The 25800-nt window shown below is 60.9% G+C and carries 21 protein-coding genes; 12 read left to right on the top strand and 9 right to left on the bottom strand.

What is annotated here, in order from left to right:
* Window positions 1-35: 35 nt before the first annotated feature.
* Window positions 36-1031: a C4-dicarboxylate TRAP substrate-binding protein DctP gene (dctP, locus tag J3P76_RS20790; RefSeq protein WP_434609626.1), complete on the bottom strand. Its 996-nt coding sequence runs from the start codon at window positions 1029-1031 to the stop codon at window positions 36-38.
* Between the two features lie 125 nt (window positions 1032-1156).
* A complete protein-coding gene (locus tag J3P76_RS20785) occupies window positions 1157-2152 on the bottom strand; it encodes a TRAP transporter substrate-binding protein (RefSeq protein WP_434562385.1) in 996 nt (331 codons plus the stop codon).
* 201 nt (window positions 2153-2353) lie between these two features.
* Between J3P76_RS20785 and J3P76_RS20780 the strand changes: the two genes are divergently transcribed.
* Window positions 2354-2725 carry a PH domain-containing protein gene (locus tag J3P76_RS20780; protein ID WP_039592153.1) on the top strand — a complete coding sequence of 124 codons (372 nt, stop codon included), beginning with the start codon at window positions 2354-2356 and terminating at the stop codon, window positions 2723-2725.
* 21 nt (window positions 2726-2746) lie between these two features.
* Here J3P76_RS20780 and J3P76_RS20775 read toward each other — a convergent pair whose 3' ends face one another.
* Window positions 2747-3163: a VOC family protein gene (locus J3P76_RS20775; protein WP_434701192.1), complete on the bottom strand. Its 417-nt coding sequence runs from the start codon at window positions 3161-3163 to the stop codon at window positions 2747-2749.
* Between the two features lie 266 nt (window positions 3164-3429).
* On the opposite strand from J3P76_RS20775, the gene J3P76_RS20770 reads away from it, so the two are divergent.
* The 7 genes from J3P76_RS20770 (at window position 3430) to J3P76_RS20740 (ending at window position 10736) form a co-directional block, all read left to right on the top strand.
* Complete coding sequence (locus tag J3P76_RS20770; protein WP_420764107.1) at window positions 3430-4584, top strand: mandelate racemase family protein; 1155 nt, start codon at window positions 3430-3432, stop codon at window positions 4582-4584.
* A gap of 69 nt (window positions 4585-4653) precedes the next feature.
* Window positions 4654-6276: an ABC transporter substrate-binding protein gene (locus J3P76_RS20765; protein ID WP_434701190.1), complete on the top strand. Its 1623-nt coding sequence runs from the start codon at window positions 4654-4656 to the stop codon at window positions 6274-6276.
* 33 nt (window positions 6277-6309) lie between these two features.
* The gene (locus tag J3P76_RS20760) at window positions 6310-7347 is read left to right on the top strand and encodes an ABC transporter permease (protein WP_434701189.1); all 1038 of its coding nucleotides are present in this window, start codon (window positions 6310-6312) and stop codon (window positions 7345-7347) included.
* Window positions 7347-8255, top strand: a complete 909-nt coding sequence (locus tag J3P76_RS20755; protein WP_420764110.1) for an ABC transporter permease — start codon at window positions 7347-7349, stop codon at window positions 8253-8255. The genes J3P76_RS20760 and J3P76_RS20755 overlap by 1 nt, the downstream gene beginning before the upstream one ends.
* A 10-nt stretch (window positions 8256-8265) precedes the next feature.
* Window positions 8266-9105, top strand: a complete 840-nt coding sequence (locus tag J3P76_RS20750) for an ABC transporter ATP-binding protein (protein WP_434701188.1) — start codon at window positions 8266-8268, stop codon at window positions 9103-9105.
* Between the two features lie 10 nt (window positions 9106-9115).
* On the top strand, window positions 9116-9883 hold the full coding sequence (locus J3P76_RS20745) for an ABC transporter ATP-binding protein (protein WP_434701186.1): 768 nt from the start codon (window positions 9116-9118) through the stop codon (window positions 9881-9883).
* Window positions 9884-10013: 130 nt separating this feature from the next.
* A complete protein-coding gene (locus tag J3P76_RS20740; protein ID WP_434609638.1) occupies window positions 10014-10736 on the top strand; it encodes an oligogalacturonate-specific porin KdgM family protein in 723 nt (240 codons plus the stop codon).
* Window positions 10737-10882: 146 nt separating this feature from the next.
* Here J3P76_RS20740 and J3P76_RS20735 read toward each other — a convergent pair whose 3' ends face one another.
* On the bottom strand, window positions 10883-11626 hold the full coding sequence (locus tag J3P76_RS20735) for a FadR/GntR family transcriptional regulator (RefSeq protein WP_434609640.1): 744 nt from the start codon (window positions 11624-11626) through the stop codon (window positions 10883-10885).
* Between the two features lie 96 nt (window positions 11627-11722).
* On the opposite strand from J3P76_RS20735, the gene J3P76_RS20730 reads away from it, so the two are divergent.
* Window positions 11723-12436 carry a FadR/GntR family transcriptional regulator gene (locus J3P76_RS20730; RefSeq protein ID WP_434650037.1) on the top strand — a complete coding sequence of 238 codons (714 nt, stop codon included), beginning with the start codon at window positions 11723-11725 and terminating at the stop codon, window positions 12434-12436.
* Between the two features lie 55 nt (window positions 12437-12491).
* Here the strand turns inward: J3P76_RS20730 and aceE are convergent, their stop codons facing one another.
* Window positions 12492-15161, bottom strand: coding sequence for a pyruvate dehydrogenase (acetyl-transferring), homodimeric type (gene aceE / locus J3P76_RS20725; RefSeq protein WP_434701184.1), 2670 nt, complete (start codon window positions 15159-15161; stop codon window positions 12492-12494).
* 174 nt (window positions 15162-15335) lie between these two features.
* Between aceE and J3P76_RS20720 the strand changes: the two genes are divergently transcribed.
* Window positions 15336-15788 carry a MarR family winged helix-turn-helix transcriptional regulator gene (locus J3P76_RS20720; RefSeq protein WP_420764117.1) on the top strand — a complete coding sequence of 151 codons (453 nt, stop codon included), beginning with the start codon at window positions 15336-15338 and terminating at the stop codon, window positions 15786-15788.
* A gap of 11 nt (window positions 15789-15799) precedes the next feature.
* On the opposite strand, the gene J3P76_RS20715 is transcribed toward J3P76_RS20720, so the two are convergent.
* Window positions 15800-16072: a hypothetical protein gene (locus J3P76_RS20715; protein WP_434701183.1), complete on the bottom strand. Its 273-nt coding sequence runs from the start codon at window positions 16070-16072 to the stop codon at window positions 15800-15802.
* A gap of 65 nt (window positions 16073-16137) precedes the next feature.
* A complete protein-coding gene (locus J3P76_RS20710; RefSeq protein WP_420764119.1) occupies window positions 16138-16437 on the bottom strand; it encodes a hypothetical protein in 300 nt (99 codons plus the stop codon).
* A gap of 172 nt (window positions 16438-16609) precedes the next feature.
* On the opposite strand from J3P76_RS20710, the gene J3P76_RS20705 reads away from it, so the two are divergent.
* Window positions 16610-17152 (top strand): DUF4256 domain-containing protein, encoded by a 543-nt coding sequence (locus J3P76_RS20705; protein ID WP_434701182.1) that lies wholly within the window; start codon window positions 16610-16612, stop codon window positions 17150-17152.
* Between the two features lie 153 nt (window positions 17153-17305).
* On the opposite strand, the gene J3P76_RS20700 is transcribed toward J3P76_RS20705, so the two are convergent.
* Both J3P76_RS20700 and J3P76_RS20695 read right to left on the bottom strand, forming a co-directional pair.
* A complete protein-coding gene (locus tag J3P76_RS20700) occupies window positions 17306-18817 on the bottom strand; it encodes a DUF6630 family protein (RefSeq protein ID WP_434701181.1) in 1512 nt (503 codons plus the stop codon).
* A gap of 100 nt (window positions 18818-18917) precedes the next feature.
* Window positions 18918-19322 (bottom strand): DUF488 domain-containing protein, encoded by a 405-nt coding sequence (locus J3P76_RS20695; protein ID WP_434701180.1) that lies wholly within the window; start codon window positions 19320-19322, stop codon window positions 18918-18920.
* A 281-nt stretch (window positions 19323-19603) separates the two neighbouring features.
* On the opposite strand from J3P76_RS20695, the gene J3P76_RS20690 reads away from it, so the two are divergent.
* A complete protein-coding gene (locus tag J3P76_RS20690; RefSeq protein WP_434701179.1) occupies window positions 19604-25747 on the top strand; it encodes a filamentous hemagglutinin N-terminal domain-containing protein in 6144 nt (2047 codons plus the stop codon).
* Window positions 25748-25800 lie beyond the last annotated feature (53 nt).

The following is a 25800-nucleotide window of genomic DNA, read 5'->3' as shown; positions in this document are numbered from 1 at the left end:
TCGGCGCTGCCATGGCGGCAGCGCCGGCCAACCCATTACTGAGCCTTGTTGGAGGCTTCGGCGGCCTTGATCAGGTCGGCACCGATGTCACCTTCGAACTTCTTCCACACCGGTTTCATCTTCTCGCGCCATTCGTTGCGCTGTTCAGGCGTGAGCGTAATGATCTCGGTGGTCTTGGCGTTGATAATGTTCTGCTTGTCTTTCTGGTTCAGTTGCTCGGCTTCTTTGTTCACGTGCTTGGTAACTTCCACCACGATCTTGTCCAGTTCGGTACGAACGTCTGGGTCCAGGCCGTTCCAGAACTTGGTGTTGGTGATCAGCATGTAGTCGAGCAAGCCGTGGTTGGACTCGGTGATGTACTTCTGAACTTCATGCATTTTCTGGCTGTAGATGTTCGAGTACGGGTTTTCCGCACCGTTGACCACGCCAGTCTGCAGGCCTTGGTACACCTCGGCGAAGCTCATCTTGCGCGGGTTGGCGTTCACCGCCTTGAACTGTTCTTCCAGTACGGCCGACGCCTGAACGCGGAACTTCAGGCCACGGGCGTCCTTGGGTTCGCGCAGTGGCTTGTTGGCGGACAGTTGCTTCATGCCGTTGTGCCAATAGGCCAGGCCGGTGATGTTCTTGCTTTCCATGGACTTGAGCAGTTTCTGGCCCTCTGGGCTCAGCTGGAAGCGGTCCACGGCGGAGATGTCATCGAACAGAAAGGGCAGGTCAAACAACTGCACCGTCTTGGTGTACTGCTCGAACTTGGCCAGGGACGGGGCGATCATCTGCACGTCGCCCAACAGCAGGGCTTCCATTTCCTTGCCGTCGCCGAACAGCGAGGAGTTAGGGTACACCTCGACTTTGACTTTGCCCGGCAGGCGTTCTTCCACCAACTTCTTGAACAGCAGCGCGCCCTGGCCCTTTGGCGTTTGTTCAGCCACCACGTGCGAGAACTTGATGACCACCGGATCAGCCGCCATGGCGGTGCTCAGCGCGCTGAGAGCCAGCGTGCAGACGAGTGCTTTCCACATAGGTTTAAACATTGCGGTTTCCTTTTATTTTTAGTTTCGCCCGTGCGGGCTCATTCAAAACACAACGCACGGTGGGACAGTTGCAAGTCTAGGCAGAAATTAGCTTGCCGGGGCATTGTGACATCAAGTGCGCGGCTTTACTGCGTCTTGTTGGACGCTTCGGCAGCCTTGATCAGGTCCGGGCCGATATCTGCTTCAAACTTCGCCCAAACGGGCTTCATCTTGTCGCGCCACGCGTTGCGCTCGTCCGCCGTGAGGGTGGTGATTTCGGTGGTCTTGGCGGCCAGAACCCGTTCCTTGTCGTGCTGGTTCAGTCGCTGCGCCTCTTTGTTGGCATGGGCGGTTGCCTCGACCACGATCTTGTCCAGTTCGACTCGAATGTCCGCTGGCAAACCGTTCCAGAAATCGGACGTGGTAATGAGCATGTAGTCGAGAATGCCGTGGTCCGTCTCGGTGACGTACTTCTGCACCTCGTTCAGTTTCTGGTTGTAAAAGTTCGAATAGGGGTTCTCCGCGCCATTGACCACACCCGCGCGCAGGGCCTGATACACCACCGAAAAAATCATCGGTTGCCCTTTGGCGCCTACCGCCTTGAACTGCTCCTCCAGCACGGCGGAGGTCTGCACACGAAACACCAGGCCCTGCGCATCGCTGGGCATGCGCAGCGGTTTGTTCGCCGAGAGCTGTTTCATGCCGTTGTGCCAATAGGCCAGGCCAGTGATGTTCTTGCTCTCCATGGACTTGAGCAATTGCTGGCCCTGGGGGCTTTGTTGGAAGCGATCTACCGCCGCGATGTCATCGAACAGGAACGGCAGGTCGAACAGTTGGACTTTGCGGGTGTACTGCTCGAACTTCGCCAGTGACCTGGCAATGATCTGCACGTCTCCCAGCAGCAAGCCTTCCATCTCCTTGTCATCGCCCAACAGCGTGGAGTTGGGGTAAACCTCGACCTTCACCTTGCCCGCCAAGCGTTCTTCCGCCAGTTTCTTGAACATCAGCGCGCCTTGGCCCTTCGGCGTCTGCTCGGCGACTACGTGGGAGAACTTGATGACGATGGGATCGGCTGCCATGGCGGCGCCCGATGCGGTAATGACCAATGTACAGGCGAGCGCTTTCCACAAGGATTTGAGCATGGCGGATCTCTTGGAATTATGTTTATCGTACGGACACCTTCGATGCCCCTGCGAACAGCAAACAATGGCAAGTCTAGGAGATAAAATGCGGGCCGCCGGGCTGTTTTGGCGTGGTGGGTAAAATCGCTTGGCACCTGCCGGGACTGGCCTTCAGAATCAAGCAAGCAGGATGTTCTCAAATACCAGCAAGGACTTCGCTCCATGATCGATTTCAACAACAAAGGTTTCTTCAAGCTCAAGCAAAACGATGAGTACGCCGAACGCGTCACAGCCCTCTTGCTGGACGGCGAACAAGTCATCGACGCCTACAAGTCCATGCGCGATGGGGTGGTCTTTACCAACAAACGCATCATTGCCGTGAACGTGCAGGGCATCACCGGCAGCAAAAAGGACTTCACTTCGCTGCCCTATAAAAACATCGTCGCGTACTCGGTGGAAACCTCCGGCACCTTCGACCTGGATTCTGAACTGGAGATTTACTTTTCGTCCCTGGGCAAGGTGAAGTTCGAATTCACCGGCAAGACCGGTATCGTTGAAATCTCCAAGGTCATCTCCAGGCACCTCTTGGCCTGATCCCAGCAGGCCGGCTGGAGCTCAGGGCTCCAGCGACGGCCCCTTCAACTCGATCTGGTTGCCATCCGGATCGCAGCAGTAGATCGATAAGCCCTTACCCTCCGCCCCGAAGCGCATTTGCGCTTTCTCGACCTCCAGGCCGGCTGCGTGTAGATGAGCGAGCAGCGCTGGTTCGTCGAACGGTTCGATGCGCAGGCAGAAATGGTCGACGTTATGGCCCTGTTGGCCCGCTGCTTCGCCACCCTGACGGCCAAGTGGCCCGTCGACGTCCACCAGATCGATCATCGATGCACCGGCGCCGAGGTGGATCAGTCCCAGCTCGTCCCGACGTTTCCTGAGCTCGCAACCCAATACCGATGTGTAGAAGGCGAGGCTGCGTTCGATGTCTTTCACGCGCAAGACGATGTGGTCGATGCGCTCGATGCTGAAGTTCTTCATGTCGGCCTCCGCATGAGTTCTGGCGCCAATGAGTCCAGTCACTGTAGCCAATGATTCCCGCAACGGGCACGGGCTGATTCGTGGCGAGGAAGTGGTTTGTGGTATGACGACTTCTTAAGATTGTCATGGTTGTAAAAAGCTGTCCGGACAAGATAAATCTCTTCTTTCGTTGATTTGATGGGTTGACATGCCGGCTAAGGTGCCCAAATAATCGGACACGTTGTATGACGACATACAAATATGAATAACAACACGGTGCCCTCCCTATGAGAATCACAGGCGTTCACGTCGAAATATTTTCCACTCCGTCGCGTCGCGCCCAGGACAGCGCCGGCCACGCTCATCCCGGCGACGAAGTCATGATCAAGATGGCCCTGCTGCGGATCAGCTGTGACGATGGATCGGAGGGTTATGCGTTCGGTACGCCTGAATTGATTCGACCGCACATCATCGAATCCTTCGTGCGCAAGGTGCTGATCGGTCGCGACCCGATGGACCGTGAGCGCATCTGGCAGGACCTGGCGCATTGGCAGCGCGGTAGCGCAGGGCAGTTCACCGACCGGGCGCTGGCCCTGGTGGAACAAGCCTTGTGGGATCTGGCCGGGCGCAAGCTGAAGCTGCCGGTGCACAAGCTCATCGGCGGTTACCGCGACAAAGTCCTGGCCTACGGCTCGACGATGTGCGGCGATGATCTGCCGGGCGGTCTATCGACGCCGGATGAGTACGGCCAGTTTGCCGAAAAGCTCGTCGAGCGCGGCTACAAGGCAATCAAGCTGCACACCTGGATGCCGCCGATTTCCTTCGCGCCAAATCCGCAGATGGATATCCAGGCCTGCGCCGCCGTGCGCGAAGCGGTTGGCCCGGACATCGCGCTGATGCTCGACGGCTACCACTGGTACAGCCGCATGGACGCGCTGACCATCGGCAAGGCCCTGGAAAAGTTGAATTTCGCCTGGTTCGAAGAGCCGATGATGGAAGACTCCGCCGAGTCCTACGCCTGGCTGGCGGCCAACCTGGATATTCCGGTGCTGGGCCCCGAAAGCATCGCCGGCAAATTCCACAGCCGCGCCAGTTGGGTCACGCACAAATCCTGTGACATCCTGCGCGCCGGCGTGGCCGGCGTCGGCGGCATCGGGCCCTGCCTGAAAGTGGCGCACCTGGCCGAGTCGTTCGGCATGGATTGCGAAGTCCACGGCAACGGCGCGGCGAACCTCGCCGTGGTGGGGGCGATCAGCAATTGTCGTTGGTACGAGCGTGGCCTGCTGCACCCGTTCCTCGATTACGAGCAAGTGCCGGCGCATCTCAACAGCATCGTCGATCCGATGGACGCCGACGGTTATGTGCACCTGTCTGATCGGCCGGGGTTGGGCGAGGACATCAACTTCGCCTATATCGAAGCCAACACATTATCCCGACATTGATGGCGCACTGCGTCCGGGGCTGAATGGCCCGGACGGCAAGTCTATATAAATATAAAAAAGGACTGAACCATGAAACTCTGGCCCAAGCGCCTGTCCAGGCTGCTGTGTGTCATCGTGGCGCTGTGCACAGTGCAGGTGCCCGTCAGCCTGGCCAAAGGCGAAACGCCCGCCGACCAATTGGTGGTGGGCATGAGCATGATCAACCTGTTGTCCCTGGACCCGGCCGCCGCGACGGGCCTGGAGGTTGCCGAGGTCAACGCCAACGTCTACGACATGCTCCTGGAGCAAGACGCGGCGCAGCCGGACACGCTGGTTCCGGCCTTGGCCAAAAGCTGGGAAATCAGCCCGGACCGGATGCGCCTGACGTTTCAATTGCGCGACGACGTACGCTTTCACTCCGGCGCTCCGCTCACTGCGCAGGATGTCGCCTGGTCCTTGCAGCGCGTTGTCATCCTCAACCGCGCCTTGGCTTCGACTTGGAAAGCTTACGGTTTCACAGCCGAAAATGTCGTCAAACTGATGCGGGCAGAAGGGCCGCACACCTTTGTCATGGAGCTGGCGCGCAGCACCGATCCGCTGCTGGTGCTCAATACCTTGGCAACTTCGCCCAGTGCCTTCATCGTCGACCGCTCGGTGGCCTTGCAGCATCAGGTCGGTGACGATCAGGGCGCGGCCTGGCTGGCTACGCATACGGCCGGGTCAGGCGCATTCAAGCTCGACATATGGCGGGCCAACGATGTGATCCTGATGAGTCGCAATGACGACTATTGGCGCGGCGCGCCGAAGTTGCGCCGGGTGATCATGCGCAACATGACCGAGTCACAGGCGTTGCGCCTGATGGTCGAGCGGGGTGACCTGGACGTAGCGCGCGGCATGGCCGCCACCGACATCAAGGCGCTGGGCAAGGTCGACGAGGTGCGCATTCAGAGCATCGCCCGCGGAACGCTGTACTACGTGGCGATGAGCATGCAGCAACCGCTGTTCCAGGACATCCGCGTGCGCCAGGCGATCCGTCTGTTGATCGACTACCAGGGCATCAACGATGTGGTGATGCCGCATTACGGCGTGATCAACCAGCGGCCGATGCAGTTGGGCTTGCCGGCGCGCCTGGACGATCCGGGTTATCGCCTGGACGTGGCCAAGGCCAAGCGGCTGCTGGCGGAGGCCGGACATGCCGAAGGCTTCAAGGTGAGCATTCGCTCGCTGACCGACCCGCCGTTCATCAACATCGCCACCAGCCTGCAAGCGACGCTGGCCCAGGCGGGCATCCAGGCGACGATCATCACCGGCACCGGCAACCAGATTTACGGGGCGATGCGCGACCGACAGTTCGACATCCTCGTGGGGCGTGGTGGTGGCGGGGCTGAGCGCCATCCGCATTCGAGCCTGCGCGCTCTGGTGTACAACCCGGACAACCGCACCGAAGCCAAGTTGAGCAACTTCCAGGGCTGGCGCACCTCGTTCTTCAACCCGCAGCTCAACCAGTTGATCGAACAGGCCGAGCGCGAGCGCGACCCCGAGCGTCAGCGGCAAATGTACGCCCAGGTCCAGACCCTCTATGACCAACAGGCCGGGGCAATCATGCCGGTCTCACAGATGGTCGATGAGGTGGTGATCCACGCTGACGTGCGCAACTACATCGGACACACCGCCGCTACCACGCGCCTTCGGGACGTCTACAAGCAGCGCTGAAATCGACGGCCGCAGGGCAAGGCAGGAATGAATATGTCGACTGCATCCTTTTCAATCTGGACCATCCGGGCCGTTTCGGCGACCCGGCGCGGCGGCTCGGTGGCGGTGACGCTGCTGGGGTTGCTGCTGCTGACTTTCTTTATCGGACGCGTGATGCCCCTGGACCCGGTGCTGGCCATCGTCGGCCCGGACGCCGACGCTTCGGCGTATGCCCAGGTATATAAAGAGCTCGGCCTGGACAAGCCATTGTGGACCCAGTTCGCTATCTATCTCGGCGATCTGGTTCACGGTGATTTCGGCATGGCGTTGCTGACGGGCAATCCAGTCATCACTGACATCGCCCGAGTATTCCCGGCGACATTGGAACTGGCGACCCTGGCCATTCTGTTCGGCGTGCTGGCGGGCCTGCCGCTGGGTGTCTACGCGGCGACCCATCAGGGCCGTGCCGGTGACCATATCGCACGGCTGATCACGCTGTTCGGTTATTCCACGCCGATTTTCTGGATCGGCATGATGGCTTTTTTGGTGTTCTACGCCTGGCTGGGTTGGGCCGGCGGCGTCGGGCGGATCGGCCTGGCCTATGACGGGCTGATCCCCAGTCACACCGGATTGTTGTTGATCGACACGGCTTGGTCCGGCGATTGGGAGGCCTTTCGCAGCGCACTGCGGCACATCCTGCTGCCGGCGGTGATCCTCAGCTTCAACTCGGTCGCCTACATCAGCCGCATGACCCGCAGCTTCATGCTCGAACAGCTGTCCCAGGAGTACATCATCACGGCCCGGGTCAAGGGTCTGTCCCAACGCAAGATCGTCTGGGGCCATGCCTTCGGCAACATTCGCGTGCAGCTGTTGACCATTGTTGCGCTGGCCTACGGCGGGTTGCTCGAAGGCGCGGTGCTGATCGAAACCGTGTTTGCCTGGCCGGGCTTCGGGCAGTACCTGACGAGCAGTCTGTTGCTCGGTGACATGAACGCGGTGATGGCTTGCGTTCTGTTGATCGGCCTCATCTTCGTGACGCTGAACCTGATCAGCGATGCGCTCTACAAGATCTTCGACCCGAGGACTCGCTAATGAACCTGCCCCTTGCTTCCAGCGCAGCCGGCAGTGCCGCGCTGCCTGCTTCGAGTACGGCTGCGCTGGTCGCCAGCGCCACCCGGCTGCTGCGATTTCTGCTGCGCAACCCGATGACGTTCGCCGGCCTGGTCGTCGTCTCGACCCTGATCCTGGTCGCGGCCTTCGCGCCCTGGATCGCCGGTCACGATCCCTTGGCGCAGAACCTTGCTGGCGCGTTGCATGCGCCCAGCAGCGAGCACTGGTTCGGCACTGACGAGTACGGTCGCGATGTGTTCGCCCGGCTGGTGTATGGCTCGCGCATCACGCTGTACATCGTCTTGCTGGTGACGGTGATCGTCGGCCCTATCGGCCTGTTGGTCGGCACGGTTTCCGGTTACTTCGGCGGTTGGGTCGACAGCCTGTTCATGCGCATCACTGACATCTTCATCTCGTTCCCCAGCCTGGTGTTGGCGCTGGCTTTCATCGCTGCCCTCGGCCCGGGCCTGGAGCACGCGGTGATCGCCATCGCGCTGACGGCGTGGCCGCCGATAGCCCGATTGGCACGCGCTGAAACCCTGCCGCTGCGCAACGCTGACTTTGTCGTGGCGGTCCAGCTCCAGGGCGCGTCGAGTCCCCGGATCATCCTGCGCCACATCATTCCGATGTGCCTGTCGTCAGTGATCATCCGCCTGACCATGAACATGGCGAGCATCATCCTCACCGCCGCCGCCCTGGGCTTTCTCGGCCTCGGCGCTCAGGCACCCTTGCCGGAGTGGGGGGCGATGATCTCCACCGGGCGGCGCTACATGCTCGAAAGCTGGTGGCTGGTGGCGGCGCCCGGTGCGGCGATCATGCTGGTCAGCCTGGCCTTCAACCTGTTGGGCGACGGCTTGCGCGACGTCCTTGATCCCCGCAGCCAATCCTGAGGAACAAGTCATGACTGAGATAAAACTTGCGGTACGGGATTTGTGCGTGGAATTTCGCAACGCGGGCAAAACCTCGCTGGCGGTGCGTGATGTGTCGTTCAACCTGGGCCGGGAAAAACTCGCCATTGTCGGCGAATCCGGCTCGGGCAAATCCACCGTCGGCCGCAGCCTTTTGCGTCTGCATCCGCCGACGGCGCGGGTCACCGCCAAGACCCTGCGCTTCGCCGATATCGACTTGCTGAGCGCGAGCGAAAAGCAGATCCAGGCGATTCGCGGCGCGCGCATGTCGATGATCATGCAAGACCCGAAATATTCACTGAACCCGGTGGTGCGCGTTGGCGAGCAAATCGCCGAAGCCTATCTTGCCCATCACAAAGTGCCCCATCGCCAAGCGCGGGAACGGGCCTTGGACATGCTCGCAAAGGTGCACATTCGTGACCCTCGTCGGGTCTATGACCTGCACCCCCACGAAGTCTCTGGCGGCATGGGCCAGCGGATCATGATCGCCATGATGGTCATCACCGATCCCCAGGTGATCATCGCCGACGAACCCACCTCGGCCTTGGACGTATCGGTGCGCCGGCAGGTGCTCAACGTGCTGGAAGAGCTGGTCAGCGAGCGTGACCTTGGACTGATTTTCATCAGCCACGATTTGAACCTGGTACGGCATTTCTGCGACCGCGTGCTGGTGATGTACGCCGGCCGCGTGGTCGAGTCGATTGCCGCCGCCGACCTGGATAACGCCACCCATCCCTACACCCAAGGCCTGTTGGCCGCATTGCCCAGCCTGGACCATCCGCGCGCCACGCTGCCGGTGTTGCAGCGCGACCCGCACTGGTTGAATCCTTGAGGAGCCTGTCATGAGCATGATCGAAATCACCGGCCTGAACCTCAGTTTCGGCACCGGCGCGGCACTGAACGCGGTACTGCACGACGTGGACCTGAGCGTTGGCGAAGGTGAGGCGTTTGGCCTGGTGGGGGAGTCCGGTTCGGGCAAGACCACCGTGCTGCGTTGCCTGGCCGGACAATACCAGCACTGGACTGGTCAACTGCAAATCGCCGGCAGGGCAGTGACGCGCAAGCTGCCGCTGGACCACTACCGTACCGTGCAGATGGTTTTCCAGGACCCGTACGCCTCGCTGCATCCGCGCTACACCATCGACGCCGCGCTGCAGGAGCCACTGCGTATCCACGGTATCGACGGGCGTGGGCCGAAGGTCAGCGAGATCCTGCGCAAGGTTGGTTTGAACGACAGCTTTCGCTTTCGTTACCCGCATCAATTATCCGGCGGCCAGCGCCAACGCGTGGCGATTGCCCGTGCGCTGATCCTGCGCCCTCGGGTATTGCTGTTGGACGAGCCGACCTCGGCGCTGGATGTCTCGGTGCAGGCGGAAATCCTCAATCTGTTGGCCGATCTGCGTCGTCAGGAAGGGCTGACCTATTTGATGGTCACCCACGACTTGGCGGTCGTTGCGCATTTGTGCGATCGGCTGGCGGTGATGCAGCAGGGCAGGGTAGTGGAGACACTCGACAGTCACTTGCTCGCGAACAATGGCGCCGACCATGAATACACGCGCCTGTTGGTGCAAGCCAGTCGCGATATTCAACGCGTACCTATTGCCGTTTGAAGTAACTGACCCGCTGTACCTGTTTTAAACCGCAGAACACGTTGAACCGCACGTTTCAATGCGCGTACGCGCTCGCCTGCGATTTGGCGTTCAACCCAACTAATGATTTCAACTTACAAGAATAAAAAATATGAAAAAGACCCTCGTAGTTTTGTCGATCGCTTCGTTGTTCACCTCGGTTGTCGCTCAGGCGGATACCGGTTATATCAATGTCCGGCATCAATATGCTGAAAAGACTCGAATGCATGCCGACCGCGCCAAGTTCGGCATCAGGCTGGATAACGGCGTGGGCCTGGAAGGTGAACTCAAATACAAGACGGCCGGTGACCGGAAAGACGTCGCCTTCGACAATACCGTCGGCAGCGGCCATGAGTTTACCGTCAACTACCAGCATAAGATCAATGATCGCTGGACGCTGACGCCTTCGTTGGCCCTGGACAGCGATGAGGAGTCCACCACCTACAAGTTGGGCCTGCGCCTGGGTTACCGAGTAACCAAAGAGCTGAGTATCGCCGGTCGCTATCGTTATGATTCAGCCAAGCTGGACCGCGACAAGATTGACCGTGACGTTCCGCACAATGGGCAGGACGACCAGAAGGTCAACCGTTACGATGTTTATGTCAACTACGGTCCTCAAGGACCGTGGGCCTATGAATATCAATTGACTTACTTCGACGCCGACTACATTCGCTATAACGGCGGTACTGACGACTATGAGCAGAATGCCGTGGTTAAATACCAGTGGGATAAACGCTGGGCGCCGTTCTTTGAAGTGGGTGATATCAAGGTCAACTCGGTGGACAGTGATCGACAACTGCGGTTGCGGGTCGGCGTTAAATACAGCTTCTTCTAAGTTGTGAGGCGGCACTGCTCATTCGAGCAATAGTTGAATTGCGTGGCGAGGGAGCTTGCTCCCGCTGGGCTGCGCAGCAGTCCTTCTTTGTGGGCACTTCGCGCCAAGCGGGAGCAAGCTTCCTTGCCACAGGGGCCTACAAGCATTTAGTCGTTGTAGAACGCCTGGCGTTGTTGGGTTTCACACAGGCGCATGCGGCTGTTGCTCAAATGCAGGTACATGGCCGCCCGCGCCGCATCGACATTGCGACTGGCGATGGCATCGAAGATTTGCTGGTGCTCGGCATTGATCCCCTGCAGGTAGGCGCTGCGATCACTTTGCCCTGAGTAGGCGGAGTTCATCCGGGTGCGCGGGATCAGCTTCGTACCCAGGTGCTTCATGATGTCGATCAGGTAGTAATTGCCGGCCGCCTTGGCGATTTTCAAGTGGAACTGAAAGTCGGCGTTGATGGTGGTGCCGGATTTTTCCGGCCCTTGCAACAACGCATCCAACGCCTGGGCCAGTTCGGCCAGGGCTTCGGGCGTGGCGCGTTCGGCGGCCATGCCGGCGGCCTGCACTTCGAGGCTCAGACGAAACTCCAGCAAGTTGAGCACGTCGGACAATGTGGCAATCGTCGCTGGCCCGAGGGTAAACCCTTCCGGTGCCGGCATATCCAGAACAAACGTGCCGACGCCATGGCGCGTCTCCACCAACCCCGCCGCCTGCAAACGCGACAATGCCTCGCGCACCACCGAACGGCTGACGCCTTCGGCTTCCATGATGTGCACTTCGGTGGGCAGTTTTTCGCCACATTTCAGGATGCCGTCGCGCATGCGCTGGGCAAAACGGTCGACCAGTGTTTCGGCCAGGCGGCGCGGCTTGTTCAATGGAGATAACGCTTGGTCCGTCATCGGCGTGCTCTAGTGAGATCAGCGGGCATTATAGTGAGTTTTGAGGCAAGGTCGCGGCTATAATGCCGCGATCGTCTGGCTTGATGGATAGGTGCAATGGAGCGTGTCACAACCGATCGACGCCTGAGCATGACTCAGCAACTGGTGGTCGACCTGACGCAGCAGATACTCACGGGCGACCTGCCTGCGGGCAGCAAGTTGCCAACGGAACAGGTGATCATCAAGGAGCGTGGCGTCAGTCGGACTGTTGTCCGTGAAGCCATGTCCCGGCTCCAGGCTGAAGGCTTGGTGGAAACCCGACATGGCATCGGCACGTTTGTGGTGGACACCGCGCGCCCGGGAGATTTCCAGGGCGGCAAACATGTCAAGGGTGGTGCTTATGACGCGCTGGCCGTGATCGAGCTGCGCCTGAGCCTGGAAGTGGAAGCTGCGGGTATCGCTGCGCAACGCGCCACGCCGGATCAGTTGCTAACGATGCGTGAGGCGCTCGATGCGGCGAATGCGCTTGATCCAACGGATGAGGAAAGCGCCCGGGTCGATTTCGAGTTTCATCGGCAGGTCGCCCAGTGCACCGGCAACAGCTTTTTCATCGATGCCATGGCCCATGTGGGCAACACGTTGATCGAGGTAGTGCAACAGGCCGGGCCGTCGGTGACAGGCCAGAACCGGGCACTGGTGGTGCGCGAGCGGGAGCAGATCTACGCGGCGTTGGCGCGGCACGATGCGCAAGCAGCACGGGCTTCGATGCGGTTGCATTTGATCAATATGTTGCAGCGAGTCCGGGGTGTGGTCGAACTGAAGGCGCAATGACCTGCATCACCATCCACTGTGGGAGCGAGCTCGCTCCCACAGGTTGATCGTGGGGTCAAACTTTCGCAGGGTTCTGCTTTTGCGGATCGATCCCATAAAGTGTGATCGCCTCAGCGACTTTTCCCCTTGGGATTTGCCCGTCGTCGGCCAGGGCCTTCAACGCCGCGAGGGCGATGAAGTGACGGTCCACCTCAAAGAATCTGCGCAGCGACTCGCGAGTGTCCGATTGACCGAAACCATCCGTGCCCAGGGCCACGAAGCGGCGCTTGGGTACGAACGGGCGGATCTGGTCGGCGAAAATCTTCATGTAGTCCGTCGCGACCACCACCGGGCCCTGTTTGTCGTGCAGGCAACTTTCCACATAACCGACGCGCGGCGCGTGCTCGGGATGCAGCAGGTTCCAGCGTTCGGCTTCCTGGCCGTCACGGCGCAGTTCGGTCAGGCTGGTCACGCTCCAGACTTCGCTGCTGACAGCAAAATCCTGTTCCAGCAATTGGGCCGCCGCAACGACTTCCTGAAGGATTGAACCGCAACCCATCAGCTGCACATGCTTGCCTTCGACAGGTTTTTCCGGCGCCGAGAGGCGGTACATGCCCTTGAGAATGCCTTCCTCGACACCTTCGGGCATCGGTGGGTGGGCGTAGTTTTCGTTCAGTACGGTGATGTAATAGAAGATGTCTTCGTTTTCAGCGTACATCCGCCGCATACCGTCCTGGATGATCACCGCCAGTTCGTAGGCGTAGGTCGGGTCGTAGGATACGCAACACGGGATGGTCGAGGACAGCACGTGGCTATGGCCGTCGTCGTGTTGCAGGCCTTCACCCATGAGCGTCGTCCTGCCGGAAGTCGCCCCGAGCAGGAAGCCGCGAGCGCGTGCGTCGCCCGCCGCCCAGGCCAGGTCGCCAACGCGCTGGAAGCCGAACATCGAGTAAAAGATGTAGAACGGCACCGTCATCACGCCATGGGTGCTGTAGGACGTGCTTGCGGCGATCCACGAAGATATCCCGCCGGACTCGTTCAGCCCCTCCTGCATGATCTGGCCGTCCCGGGCTTCTTTGTAGTAGCTCAACTGGCCGGCGTCTTGTGGGGTATACAACTGGCCGACATGGGAGTGAATGCCGATCTGGCGGAACAGGCTTTCCATGCCAAAGGTGCGAGATTCGTCCGGCACAATGGGCACGATCAGCTTGCCGATGTTCGGGTCCTTGAGCAGCGTGCCGAGGATGCGCACGAACGCCATGGTGGTGGAAATCGCCCGTTCGCCCGTGCCTTTGAGCTGTGTATCCAGCGCTGATAAGGGTGGCACCTGCAATGGCGCCACGGCGTTGAAACGCGCCGGGATATAGCCGCCTAACTGGGTCCGCCTGGCTTGCAGGTAGAGGGCTTCGACGCTGTCCGCGGCGGGTTTGAGATAAGGCATGTCACCCAACTGGTCGTCGGTGAGCGCCAGTGCGAACCGGTCACGGAACGCCTTGACCGCCTCGTCGCCCATTTTCTTGAGTTGATGATTGATGTTCTGGCCTTCACCCGCTTCGCCCATGCCGAAGCCTTTCACGGTCTTGGCCAGAATGACTGTCGGCCCGCCAGTGTGGCGCATGGCAGCGGCATAGGCGTTGTAGACTTTTTCCGGATCGTGGCCACCGCGAGACAACTTCCAGATGTCGTCGTCGCTCAGGTCGCTGACCAGCTCCAGCAACTGGGGATACTTGCCGAAGAAGTGTTCACGGACATAGGCGCCGTTCTGGGATTTATAGTTCTGGTAGTCGCCGTCAACGCATTCCATCATCCGTTGGCGCAGCAGGCCGCTCTTGTCCTTTTCCAGCAGGGCATCCCAGCCACTGCCCCAGATCACCTTGATGACATTCCAGCCGGCCGCCCGGTACAGGCTTTCGAACTCCTGGATCACCTTGCTGTTGCCACGCACCGGACCGTCCAGGCGTTGCAGGTTGCAGTTGACGACAAAAATGATGTTGTCGAGCTTCTCCCGGCCCGCCAGGGAAATGGCCGCCAGCGATTCCGGCTGATCCATTTCACCGTCACCGAGAAACGCCCAGACTTTGCGGCCTTGGTGTTCTTTCAGGCCACGATCTTCAAGGTAGCGCATGAACCGGGCCTGATACGCGGCGGTGATCGGTCCGAGCCCCATGGAGACCGTTGGAAACTGCCAGAAGTCTGGCATCAGCCGTGGATGCGGATAGGACGAAACACCGTCGCGGTCAGTCTCGCGGCGGAAGTTGTCCAGCTGCTCTTCGCTCAGGCGACCTTCCAGATAGGCGCGTCCATAGATGCCGGGTGAAGAATGGCCTTGGATGTACACCATGTCGCCAGCGAATTGCTCGGTGCGGCCACGGAAAAAATGCTCGAAGCCGACGTCGTACAAAACGGCCGCCGATGCATAGGACGCGATGTGCCCGCCCACGTTTGAATGTTTGCCGGCGCGCAGCACCATGGCCAGTGCATTCCAACGGATATAGGCGTTGATCCGGCGCTCGACGGCCAGGTCGCCAGGATAGGGCTGCTGGCGGTCGACCGGGATCGTATTGACGTAGGGGGTCGTCACTCGGCCGTAGAAATCGCCGTGGCGGTTGGCGTCGAAATCAAGCATCTGGTCGATCAGGTAGTGAGCGCGAGGGCGCCCTTCGACGCTTGCCACCGACTCAATGGATTCGAGCCATTCGCGAGTCTCTTGTGGATCCTCGTCGAGAAAAATGGATTGTTGTGCCATCGTTGTCGTCTCCTGGACAGTGCTGCAGCACCGAGTCGTTTGGTGCCTGACTAAGGGGCGTGGGTGGACGCCAACCTTCTGGAATTTTGTAGTTGCATTTGCAACTACGAGCGAGAACTTATCCTGCCACGCGCTACAATTGCAACTAAATCGATCTCATCAAAAAGGTGCTGCATGTCTTCAAACGAGCCGGACACCTGGTTCAGATTCGTCCGGGCCCACCGCTGCCTGATCCGCGAAATAGAGCGTCGCCTGGCGGCTGAGGGGCTGCCTGCCTATGCTTGGTACGACGCGTTATGGGGCTTGGAAAGTGGCCCTGACGGCGCGCGGCGGATGAGCGAATTGGCCGATGTCATGGCCATCGAACGCTACAATCTCACGCGCCTGGTCGACCGCCTGGAGGCTGAGGGCCTGGTCACCCGCAGCCGCGCCAGCGACGACGGTCGAGGCGCGTACGCGGCCATCACCGAGAGCGGGAAAGCGCTGCGCAAGAAGATGTGGAAGGTCTATGAAGGCGCGGTGGACGAATTGTTCCTATCGCAGTTCGATGACGACCAGCAACGAGTCTTCAGCGAAGCATTGGAACGTGCGGCCAAAGCGGCGCGCTCCAGTGGGCGAGCGGGATGAGCGATGTGTGGTCATTGCAACAGGTATTGGCTCATCGCCTGCTCGACCAACGCTCGGTCGATAAGCCCATCCTGAGCCAGGGCCTGCAACGACGACACCACGATCCAGTGTTTATCCACCGCTGCGCAAGCGGCACCGATAGAGTCGGCGCCGAGGGCCACGAACCGTGAGCCGATGTGGCTGCCGATCTGCTCGGCGACGTGCTGCGCGTAACCCGTCACCGCGACGACCGGACTGTCCGAGGGGCCCAGGCAGTCGAGCAGATGCGACGATCGTCTTGGCATCCCGGGGTGCATGCGATTCCAACGCTGTGCCTTGTGCGCGTCACGGGCTCACCAGCAGCGGGTGTTCATTCGCAATAGATGTGCTTCACTTTTCTTTTTTTGTCGATCACCACAGTGAGGCGAGATTTATCCGGGTGCTTGGCCCGTTCCGAGTGGGTGATCCGCACGCGCTTCACATCCAGTTTTTCCCTGTACTGGGCTTTGGACAAGGCTTTTTGAGCTATACCTCCAGGTTCCAGAATCATCGCCAGCCCGACTTTCTGAATATTGCAGTCCTCGGTCGCCAGCGCCGGGAAACAGGTGCCGGCCAATGTAATAGGCAGGATAAGTGGCAGCGCTCTGATGCAGCTTATCGTTGTATTCACCCTAGGCTCCTGCTCGCGAACCTGTAGCAGGTTAAGAGCCAACGCCGCTGCGCAACTACTGTCAGAGTCGACAGGAGCCAATATCAATTAGAAATATCCAAGCTGTGACTTTGCTGCATGTCGCTATTAAACGCTCCATGCACAACCCATCGGCACCCAAGGACCTCGCGCCATGAAAGAACAACAACAAACCTTGCTGCAAACCCTGCGGGCCCGTTTTGAACAGAAACCCGACCGCCATCCAAACATCCCATGGGCCGACGTCCAGACGCGGCTCGACAACAACCCCAGCGCCCTTGAAACGCTCCAAGCCATGGAAGCCACCGGCGGCGAGCCCGACGTGATTGGCCTGGACGCGAAGACAGGCTCTATCACCTTTTGCGATTGCGTAAAGGAAAGCCCGACCGGCCGCCGCAGCCTCTGCTACGACCGTGCGGCCCTGGATGCGCGCAAGGAGAACAAACCCAAAGGCAGTGCCTTGGAATTGGCCGAAGCGATGGGCGTGAGCCTGTTGACCGAAGTGCAATACCGGGCATTACAAGCGCTGGGTGAGTTTGATGCCAAGACGTCCAGTTGGTTGGCAACACCTTCGGAAATCCGGGCGCTGGGTGGGGCGTTGTTTGGCGATTTTCGTTATGGCCGGGTGTTCGTTTACCACAATGGGGTGCAGTCGTATTACGCGGCGCGTGGGTTTCGTGGGGTGCTGCAGGTTTAAGACAAACCCATGGCGAGGGAGCTTGCTCGCGCTGGGTTGCGCAGCAGCCCCCGGCGGCATGGCAGGGGAAAACGGTTGGCAGGTTTTGCGACTGCTGCGCAGTCGAGCGGGAGCAAGCTCCCTCGCCACGGAGGTCGCCGCCGCGAAATCGCCTCACTGAAAAGTCAGAACCTCACATCCCTTGGCCTCAAGGATCTGCGCGAAGCCCGGCAACCGCGCCACAAAATCCGTCTCGAACGCCAGATACCGTTCCTGCGCCGGCACGTAACGAATCTCAGGCTTGACGCGCGGGATATCCTTGGTCGAGAGCTTCACTACCTCATTGCTGCGTTGATTCCAAAACCATGCCAGGGTCTGGGTGCCGAAGGTGTTGGCGCGATAACGCCACACCCACCAATCATCATGCCCACGGGACACATGAAGCTGTCCATGGAACGTGCGCAGCGTGATCACCTGCTTGGGCTGGGTGACCAGCAGGCGGGTGTCCTGGCGCAGTTCGCTGCCGAAGCCGTCCAACGTCGCCTTCGCCTTGGTGCCGGTGATGAAATTGAAGCGCCACGCCAACAGCACCGTCTCTTGATAACCCGAGTGCTCGACGTTCGGCCGCGCGCCTTCGCTGAACAGCAAAATTTCGTCACCGCCCAGGTACGCGGTCGATGCGCGCAGCTTATAAGCCTCGGCGGGCATTGGCTTGGCGGCGACGGCCTGGTGCGGCGGGTCCTGGTTCCAGACCCAGCAGCGCTTGCCGTTGTGTTGCATGAACAGCAATCGGCGCGGGCCGACGGGCAGGATGGTCAGCTCATCCGAGTCCTCGAAAATCACCTCGCTGCTGTCCGCCGTGGTCCGCCAGATCCTCGTCAGGTGCTTGGGCTCGTAAATGCGCTGGCGCTCGAAAATCGTGTCGTCTGCAACAACGCAGGGTTCTTCAAATGCCTGCCACTCCTGGCCGGCAGGTCCGAAGTCCTCGATGGTATCGCCCCGGCGAATCTCATATTTGAACCGATCATCCGCGCTGTAATCGCCGTGTTTGACCTGGCGTCGCCACAGGCTGCGCTGGGCGTTGGCGTCGATCAGCCGCAGGTCCCCGCCATCCACCTCATCGGTGCGTTGTTCGAGCATGTCCAGCTCGACAGGCGGCCACTGGTTGTAGTCGATCAAAAAGCACAACCACCGGTCTTCGTCCTGCTCGGTGATGGCAGCCCAGCCATTGCGGTAGTTGTATTCATGCACGTGAGTGGGGCCGGGGTAGTCATGGACTTCCTGCAGCCAGTTCACCTTGCCGCGCTTGGTCTTGGCCGGTTTGTGTTCGGTCACCATGGTCTTGGGCGGCTCGATCAATCTCGGCGTGAATCTGGGTTCGCCACGTGGGCTTTGCCAATGCTGGGCAAACGCCTCGCGTTGGTCGGAGGGGAAAATAACCGGCCGATAATCATCGCCGCCGGCGTCCAGGTTCCACAGGTCGTAACCCTGGTGCGACAACAGCGCCGCCAGCGCCTCGAAGCAGACCTCGGGCATCTCGTTGGACAGCTCATCCAATAACGTCTCGAACCCCGGGCCGGCAAACACCCCGATGTCGGGGTAGTAATGCTGCAGCAGCCCAAGCAAGTCGCTGCCGGGTGTTTTCCAATCGATATGAACCAACGGATCAAAGGGCGATGGCGTCACGGCTGTCCTCCCGGTGAATTCTCTGCGCCGATCTTAGGCAAATCGACAACCCGTGGCGAGGGCGCAAGGTCCCTCGCCACGGTGTTACAGCAAGCCCCTTTCAAAGCTCTGGAAACTCATCCAGATAACACACCGGTGAGCTCGACTCCGTGCGTTTCTCCACCTCATCCTCCAACCACTGCGCCAGCACCACCGCGTTATTTTCATCCGTCGATTTGGCCGCATACACCAGGGTAAGCGTTCCATCCCGCGCAAGGTCCACCAGCTTCCACCAATGCTCCGGCCGCGCCGCCAATTCCTTGCGATACGCCTCGCGGAACTGCTCGAACGAAACCGCGCCCGCCTTGAACGCCTTGCGCAATGGATGGGAAGGCCCGACCTGCGGCAGCCACTCGGTGATCGCCAAGGCACCCTTGGGGCAGTTACGCGGCCACAAGCGGTCGACCAGCACCCGTACGCCATCCTCGGCGGTGGCGGTTTCATAGGCGCGTTTGCATCGGATCATCAGGGCCCGCCTGTGGAAACTGGACCGACTGAGCATAGGTCGCCGACGAGGAGGTGACCAGCGAGCCACCCATCGGAAAATTGGAATTCCATCCCCTCATTCAAAAGCCATGGGCGCTCAAGCAAAGGCACTGCCCCTAGCGCGGCGGACATGATGGGCGCAGCACTGTGGGATTTTTCGAGCCGCAATCCGCCCCGGATTCGGTTTCTCCGTTTGATTTGTCGACAGGAACCGTCGGGTCGTCTTGGCGTGACCCGCTGTATCAGGAATGAGTGAACACAATGAATAGAAGTTACCGAGTCGTCTGGAATGCCGTGATGGGCGCATGGCAGGTGGCATCCGAGTTGGTCAAAAGCCAGGGCAAGGACAAAAGCCGTCAATCCCTCAACCTCAGGCTGAGCCTCGTCATGGGCGTGGGCGGCAGTGTATTCGCCTCGTTTGCCACGGCGGGGCCTTTGCCGTCCGGCGGCAATATCGTGGCGGGTAACGGCAGCATCCACCAGGGCGGCACGGGCATGGTCATTCATCAGGGCAGCGACAAGCTTGCGATTGACTGGCAGAGCTTCTCCATCGGCAAGGGCAACACCGTCCAGTTCGTCCAGCCTGGCGCGAATTCTGTCGCATTGAACCGGGTATTAGGCTCGGATGTGTCGGTGATCCAGGGCGCGCTGAAAGCCAACGGCCAGGTGTTCCTTGTCAACCCCAACGGCGTATTGTTCACCCCCGGCGCGCAAGTGGATGTGGGCGGTCTGGTGGCCTCCACGCTTAATCTATCCACCGAAGATTTCCTTGCCGGCAATTACCGTTTCAGTGGCGACAGCGCCGCGTCGGTGGTCAACCAGGGCAACATCAACGCAGCGCAAGGCGGCACTGTTGCCCTGATCGCTGCGAAAATCGTCAACGAAGGCAACATCACCGCGCACAAGGGCAACGTGCTGCTGGGCGCCGGCAGCGTCGTGACGCTCGACTTGGGTGGGCCGGTGCAGTTGGAAGTCCAGGAAGGCGCGTTGCAGGCGTTGATTGAAAACGGCGGTGCAATTCGTGCCGATGCCGGGAAAATCCTGCTGACCGCCCGTGCGGCGGAAACCCTGGCGAGCACCGTCATCAACAACACCGGCCTGATCGAAGCCCGTTCCCTGGATGTCGGTGAAAACGGCGTGGTCACGTTGATGGGCGACCGGGGCGACGTACAAGTCGCCGGGCGCATCGATGTGTCTTCCGACACCGCCAAGGGCGGCAAGATCGTCGTGACCGGGGATCGCGTGGCCATCAACGGCGGCGCTGCGCTCGACGCCACCGGCGCCAAGGGCGGCGGCGAGATTTACGTGGGCGGAAGCTGGCAAGGCAAGGACGCTTCGATCAAGCAGGCCAGCCAGACCACTATCGCCGCTGGCGCCGTGCTCGATGCATCGGCCACCGATAACGGCAAAGGCGGCACCGTGGTGGCCTGGTCGGATGTGAAGAAGCCTGGCAGCGTGACGCGCGTGGACGGCACCTTGAAAGCCACCGGCGGCGCCAAGGGCGGTGACGGCGGCAAGATCGAAACCAGCGGCGCCAAGCTGGCGGTGAGCAAAGCCGCCGATGCCTCGGCCAAAAACGGCAAGGGCGGCTTGTGGTTGCTCGATCCGGACAGCGTCACGGTGGGACCGGGCAACGGCGGGTTGACGGGCGGCGCCAACGGGACAGAGGCCACGGTCGGTTTCAACGCGATCGATACGGCCCTGGCCGGCGGCACCGATGTGGCGATCAAAGCCGACAACAGCATCCACTGGAACGGCGACTACACCCCGACGAACATCAGCGGCGATCGGACGCTGACCTTGCAGTCCGGGCACAACGACGTCGGCACGGGCCGCTACGTCTTCGGCAATATCTTCCTCAACGGTGACATCGACGCCAGCGGCGCGGGCAATGGCAACAGTTTGGCGTTGATCTTCAATGGCAAGATGGCGCTCAACACCGACGTCAGCCTGAAGAGCAACGGCGGCAACATCGTGTTTGCCGGCGTGGTGGATTCCGATGCGGTGGCCAACAAGCGCGAGCTGCGCGTGGACGCAGGTTCAGGCTCGATCATCTTCAGCGACATGGTCGGCGGTAACAGCGCCCTGGGCGCCCTGTACGCGACCACCAGTGGCGCCGGCAAGACGTATATCAACGGTGCAAAAGTCTTTACCAGCGGCGAGCAGGTCTACAACGGTGCGGTTGAGATGGGCACCTCGCAGTTCCTGAACGCCGACTTCGAAAACGGCCTGGTCGGCTGGAAGACCTCCATCGACCAGTTCTTCACTGGTGTGACCGTGGTGGAGGGCGTGGTATCTCCCGATGACCCGACGCTGCCAACCACATCGCCGACCAATGGCAACCCGCCGAGCGTTTCGCCTGGCGACCAGGGCGACATGAACTACAAGCCCCTCACACCGGTCGTCGCGGCTGGCCAGGGCCAGGACGGTGGCGCTGCGCTGCTGCTGGGCACCGAGAACAACTCCAACTGCCAGAACGCACCCGCCGGTTGCATCATGCGCGGTCCGTCGGTGGTGAGCGAGGGCACGGTCTCCCTGGCGGCGGGGGAAGCGGTCAGTTTCGATTACAAACCGGTTGCGGGCGGCGACACCTATGATGTCTTCGGCTATCTGTTGAACGTCAACACCGGTGAATACCAGATCATCCTGAACGAAACGGGGAACGGCACGGGCGCGGTGGATTGGAAAAGCCATACGGCGACCGCTGACAAGGCCGGCACGTACAAATTCGTGTTCGTTTCGGGCAGTTTCGACCAGACCGCCGGCAAGCAGGTTGGCGGCTCGCTGTACGTCGACAACATCAAGACCAACACCTCTGGCAGCAAGGGCCTGCAAGGCAGTTCGATTACGTTCAACGGCAGCCTCAACGGCACCGACAACAACCTGGCCATCAAGGCCGACGATATCAACTTCAACGGCGGCGCCGGCAGCGTTACCGGCAATGGCTCCATTGCCCTTGAAACCAACACCCCGAGCAAAAACATTGCCGTGGGCGGCAGCACCGGCGACGCCGCCGGTTCGTTGGAACTGACCGGCACCGACATCAGCGCCCTGGGCGACGGGTTCACTTCCGTCAAGATCGGTGGCGCGGACATGACCGGTGACATCAGCATCATCGAAGCCACCCGCATCAACGACAACCTTATCCTCGATGCCGGCACCGGCGATATCCACATCAATGACCAGTTGACCGTGGCGGACGCACCGGGCACCGGCAACGACGACAACAAACCGGCTCCGGTCCTGGCATTGCAAAGCAATGGCGGCAAGATCGACCAGACCGCTGGCGGCGCCATTGTCGCCGATGGCCTGGTGTTGCTGGGTGACGGCGCCGTCCATGACCTGGACAACGCCGCCAACGACGTCGACACGATTGCCAGCGACACCGGCACCGTCAGCTTTGCCGATGTCGATGACCTGACCGTCGGCGTCGTCACCGTTCCTGACAGCCAGACCCCGGCGAACCCGCAAGGTGTGCCGGTGGCCGGCATGACTCAGACCGGCGACCTGAACCTTATCGCCGACACGCTCACGGTCGGCCAGGCATTGGCGACCCAGGGCAATACGAGCCTGACCGCCGACGAAATCGATCTCGCCGCGAGCGTTGCCGGTGGCGGCAGTCTCACCTTGCAGCAGAAAACCCCAGGCCTGGATATCCACGTGGGCGGCAGTGATGACCCAGAGGTGACCGGGCCAAACGATCCGCTGGTGCTGTCCGACGCTGACCTGGCCAACATCCAGGACGGTTTCGACAAGGTCGTCATCGGCAATGACAAGACCCGCAACATCACCGTCGACGATGAAGGCGCGACGCTCATGGACGACCTGGCGTTGGTCGCCAACGGTGTCCTGAACCTGCTGGGCGATCTGACCCTCGAGGATCCCGAAGGCAACGACGAAGACGGCACGACCGGCAAAGGCCTGACCCTCACCGTCGACGCCGGCAAAGGGGCGACCCAGGCAACGGGCGCGACCATTACCGCGGACGAATTGGCCCTGCGCGGCGAAGGCGATTTCGACCTGGGCAAGGGGCATGACGTGGGCGTCATCGCCGCCGATGTCGGCAGCTTGAAATTCGCCGGCAACGGCAACCTGACGGTTGGCGTCGTGGACGGCACCGTTGGGATTACCTCCGACGAAGCGGTCACCCTGAAAACCGACCACGACCTGTCGCTGGTTAAAGGCATCACCATCGAAAACGGCCCACGGGATGACGCCGGCCAGGGTCAAACCCGCGCCGACGACATCATCACCCTGGAAGTGGCGGGCAACACCACTCAGGCCGGTGACGCCGGGGCCAAGCTCGATGCCAGCGGCCTGGTGCTGCTGGGCGGCAACTACGCCCTGGGCAACAGCGGCAACGTGATCGGCGATATCGCCAGCGATGCGGGCAAGGTCCAGTTCAACAACAACGGGAACCTCAAGGTGGGCTCGCTTACCGCGACCCATGCCGATGGCACGCAGACGACCGTCACCGGTGTGAACAACACTGGCGACGTCAGCATCGCCACCGACGGTGATCTGGCGATCAACGAAGCGCTGGCCACCAGCGGCAACGTGTTCCTCAACGTCGATGGCAAGACCACCCAGGATGCCAACGGCAACATCACCGCTGACGGCCTGGCGCTCAACGGCGGCGACTTCGAGTTGCGCAACAACGGCAACGTGGTGGGCGATATCGCCAGCGAGGCGGGCAAGGTCGCGTTCAACAACACTGGCAACCTGAAGGTCGGCACGCTGACTGAAACCGACGGCAACGGCAACGTGGTCAAGACGACCACCGGGGTGAACAACACCGGCGACGTCAGCATCGGCACCGACGGCGATCTGGCGATCAACGAAGAACTGGTCACCAGCGGCAACGTGTTCCTGAACGTCGATGGCAAGACCACCCAAGATGCCAACGGCAACATCACCGCGGACGGCCTGGCGCTCAACGGCGGCGACTTCGAGTTGCGCAACAACGGCAACGTGGTGGGCGACATCGCCAGCGAGGCGGGCAAGGTCGCGTTCAACAACACTGGCAACCTGAAGGTCGGCACGCTGACTGAAACCGACGGCAACGGCAACGTGGTCAAGTCCACCTCCGGGGTGAACAACACCGGCGACGTCAGCATCGGCACCGACGGCGATCTGGCGATCAACGAAGCGCTGGCCACCAACGGCAACGTGTTCCTCAACGTCGATGGCAAGACCACCCAAGATGCCAACGGCACCATCACCGCCGATGGCCTGGCGCTCAAGGGCGGCGATTTTGACCTGCGCAATGCCAGCAACTGGGTCGGCGATATCGCCAGCCGGGCGAAGGACGTCAACTTCGTCAACCGCACGGACGTCACCGTCGGCAGGCTGACCGAGACGGCGCTGGACGGCACCCAGCTGGATCAGATCGTTGGCATCGGCAACACCGGCAAAGTCCAGGTTGTAACGACCACCGGTAATATCACCCTGACCGAGAACGTCAGCACCACCAGCAATGCCGCTGATGTGATCGTGCTCAACGCCGGTCAATCCGCTTCGGCGGGCGTGGCCTCGGGCGGTGACGTGAAAGCCAACGCGGGCGTGACGGTGTCCACCGGCGCGGGTGGCCGGGCGGTGATCTACACCGGCAGCCTCGCCGGCAGCACCGGCGTGGTGGATGTGGTGGGCAGTGGCAGCGGCAACTTCCGCTACAACAGCGACGAGCAGCAGAGCAATTTCGGTCGGGCGCTGGGCAACACCGGGGTTCATGCCGTATACCGCGAGCAACCGACGCTGGTGGTGTCCACGAACGGTACGACCACCCAGACCAAACCATTCGACGGCCAAACCACGTTCAACGGTGGCGGTGCAGCCGGTTTCGACGTCAACGGCCTGCAGAACGGTGACACCAAACAGATGCTCGGCCAGCCGGAGTATTCGATAGGAAACCCAGACCCCGGCACCCACCAGATCAATATCGGTGGGCTGGCTGACCTCGGTTACCTGATCGTCAGCGACCCGGCCAATGGCAACCTCACGGTGACGCAGTCCATCGATATCAGCGCCATCCAGCAGAGCGTCGCCGATGCAACGCGCATCGTCGTGCAAGTGACTTCGCCCCATGCGCCGGAGCTCAATCCGGTCCAGCCGAAACCGACTGATTGGTCCGGCGTCGGGGTCGAGGACGGCGGCCTGCTGCTGGTGGATCAGAGCGGCGCGCCGGCAAACGCCAATGGCGGCAACGCTGCGGGCGACGCCCTGGCCCAAGGCGACGGCGATTCGGCTGCCCAGGCCCAGGACGCCGACAGCGAGCGGGAACTGGCCGGGACTGTCTGCGCCGACGGCGGTGTATCGGGTGGGGCCGCCTGTGCGGCCTACCCGCCACAGACTGTTTTCGTCGTGCGCGGCGGTGTGCGCTTGCCGAGCCTGGCCATGCGTCCCTGACCCCTGACACTCACTTTTCCCTTTGAAGGAGCCCCTTGGCCGCGTCCCCGGAC

Source organism: Pseudomonas sp. D1-36, from assembly GCF_051132205.1.
Classification (GTDB): Bacteria; Pseudomonadota; Gammaproteobacteria; order Pseudomonadales; family Pseudomonadaceae; genus Aquipseudomonas.
This window is presented reverse-complemented; position numbering and strand designations above follow the sequence as displayed.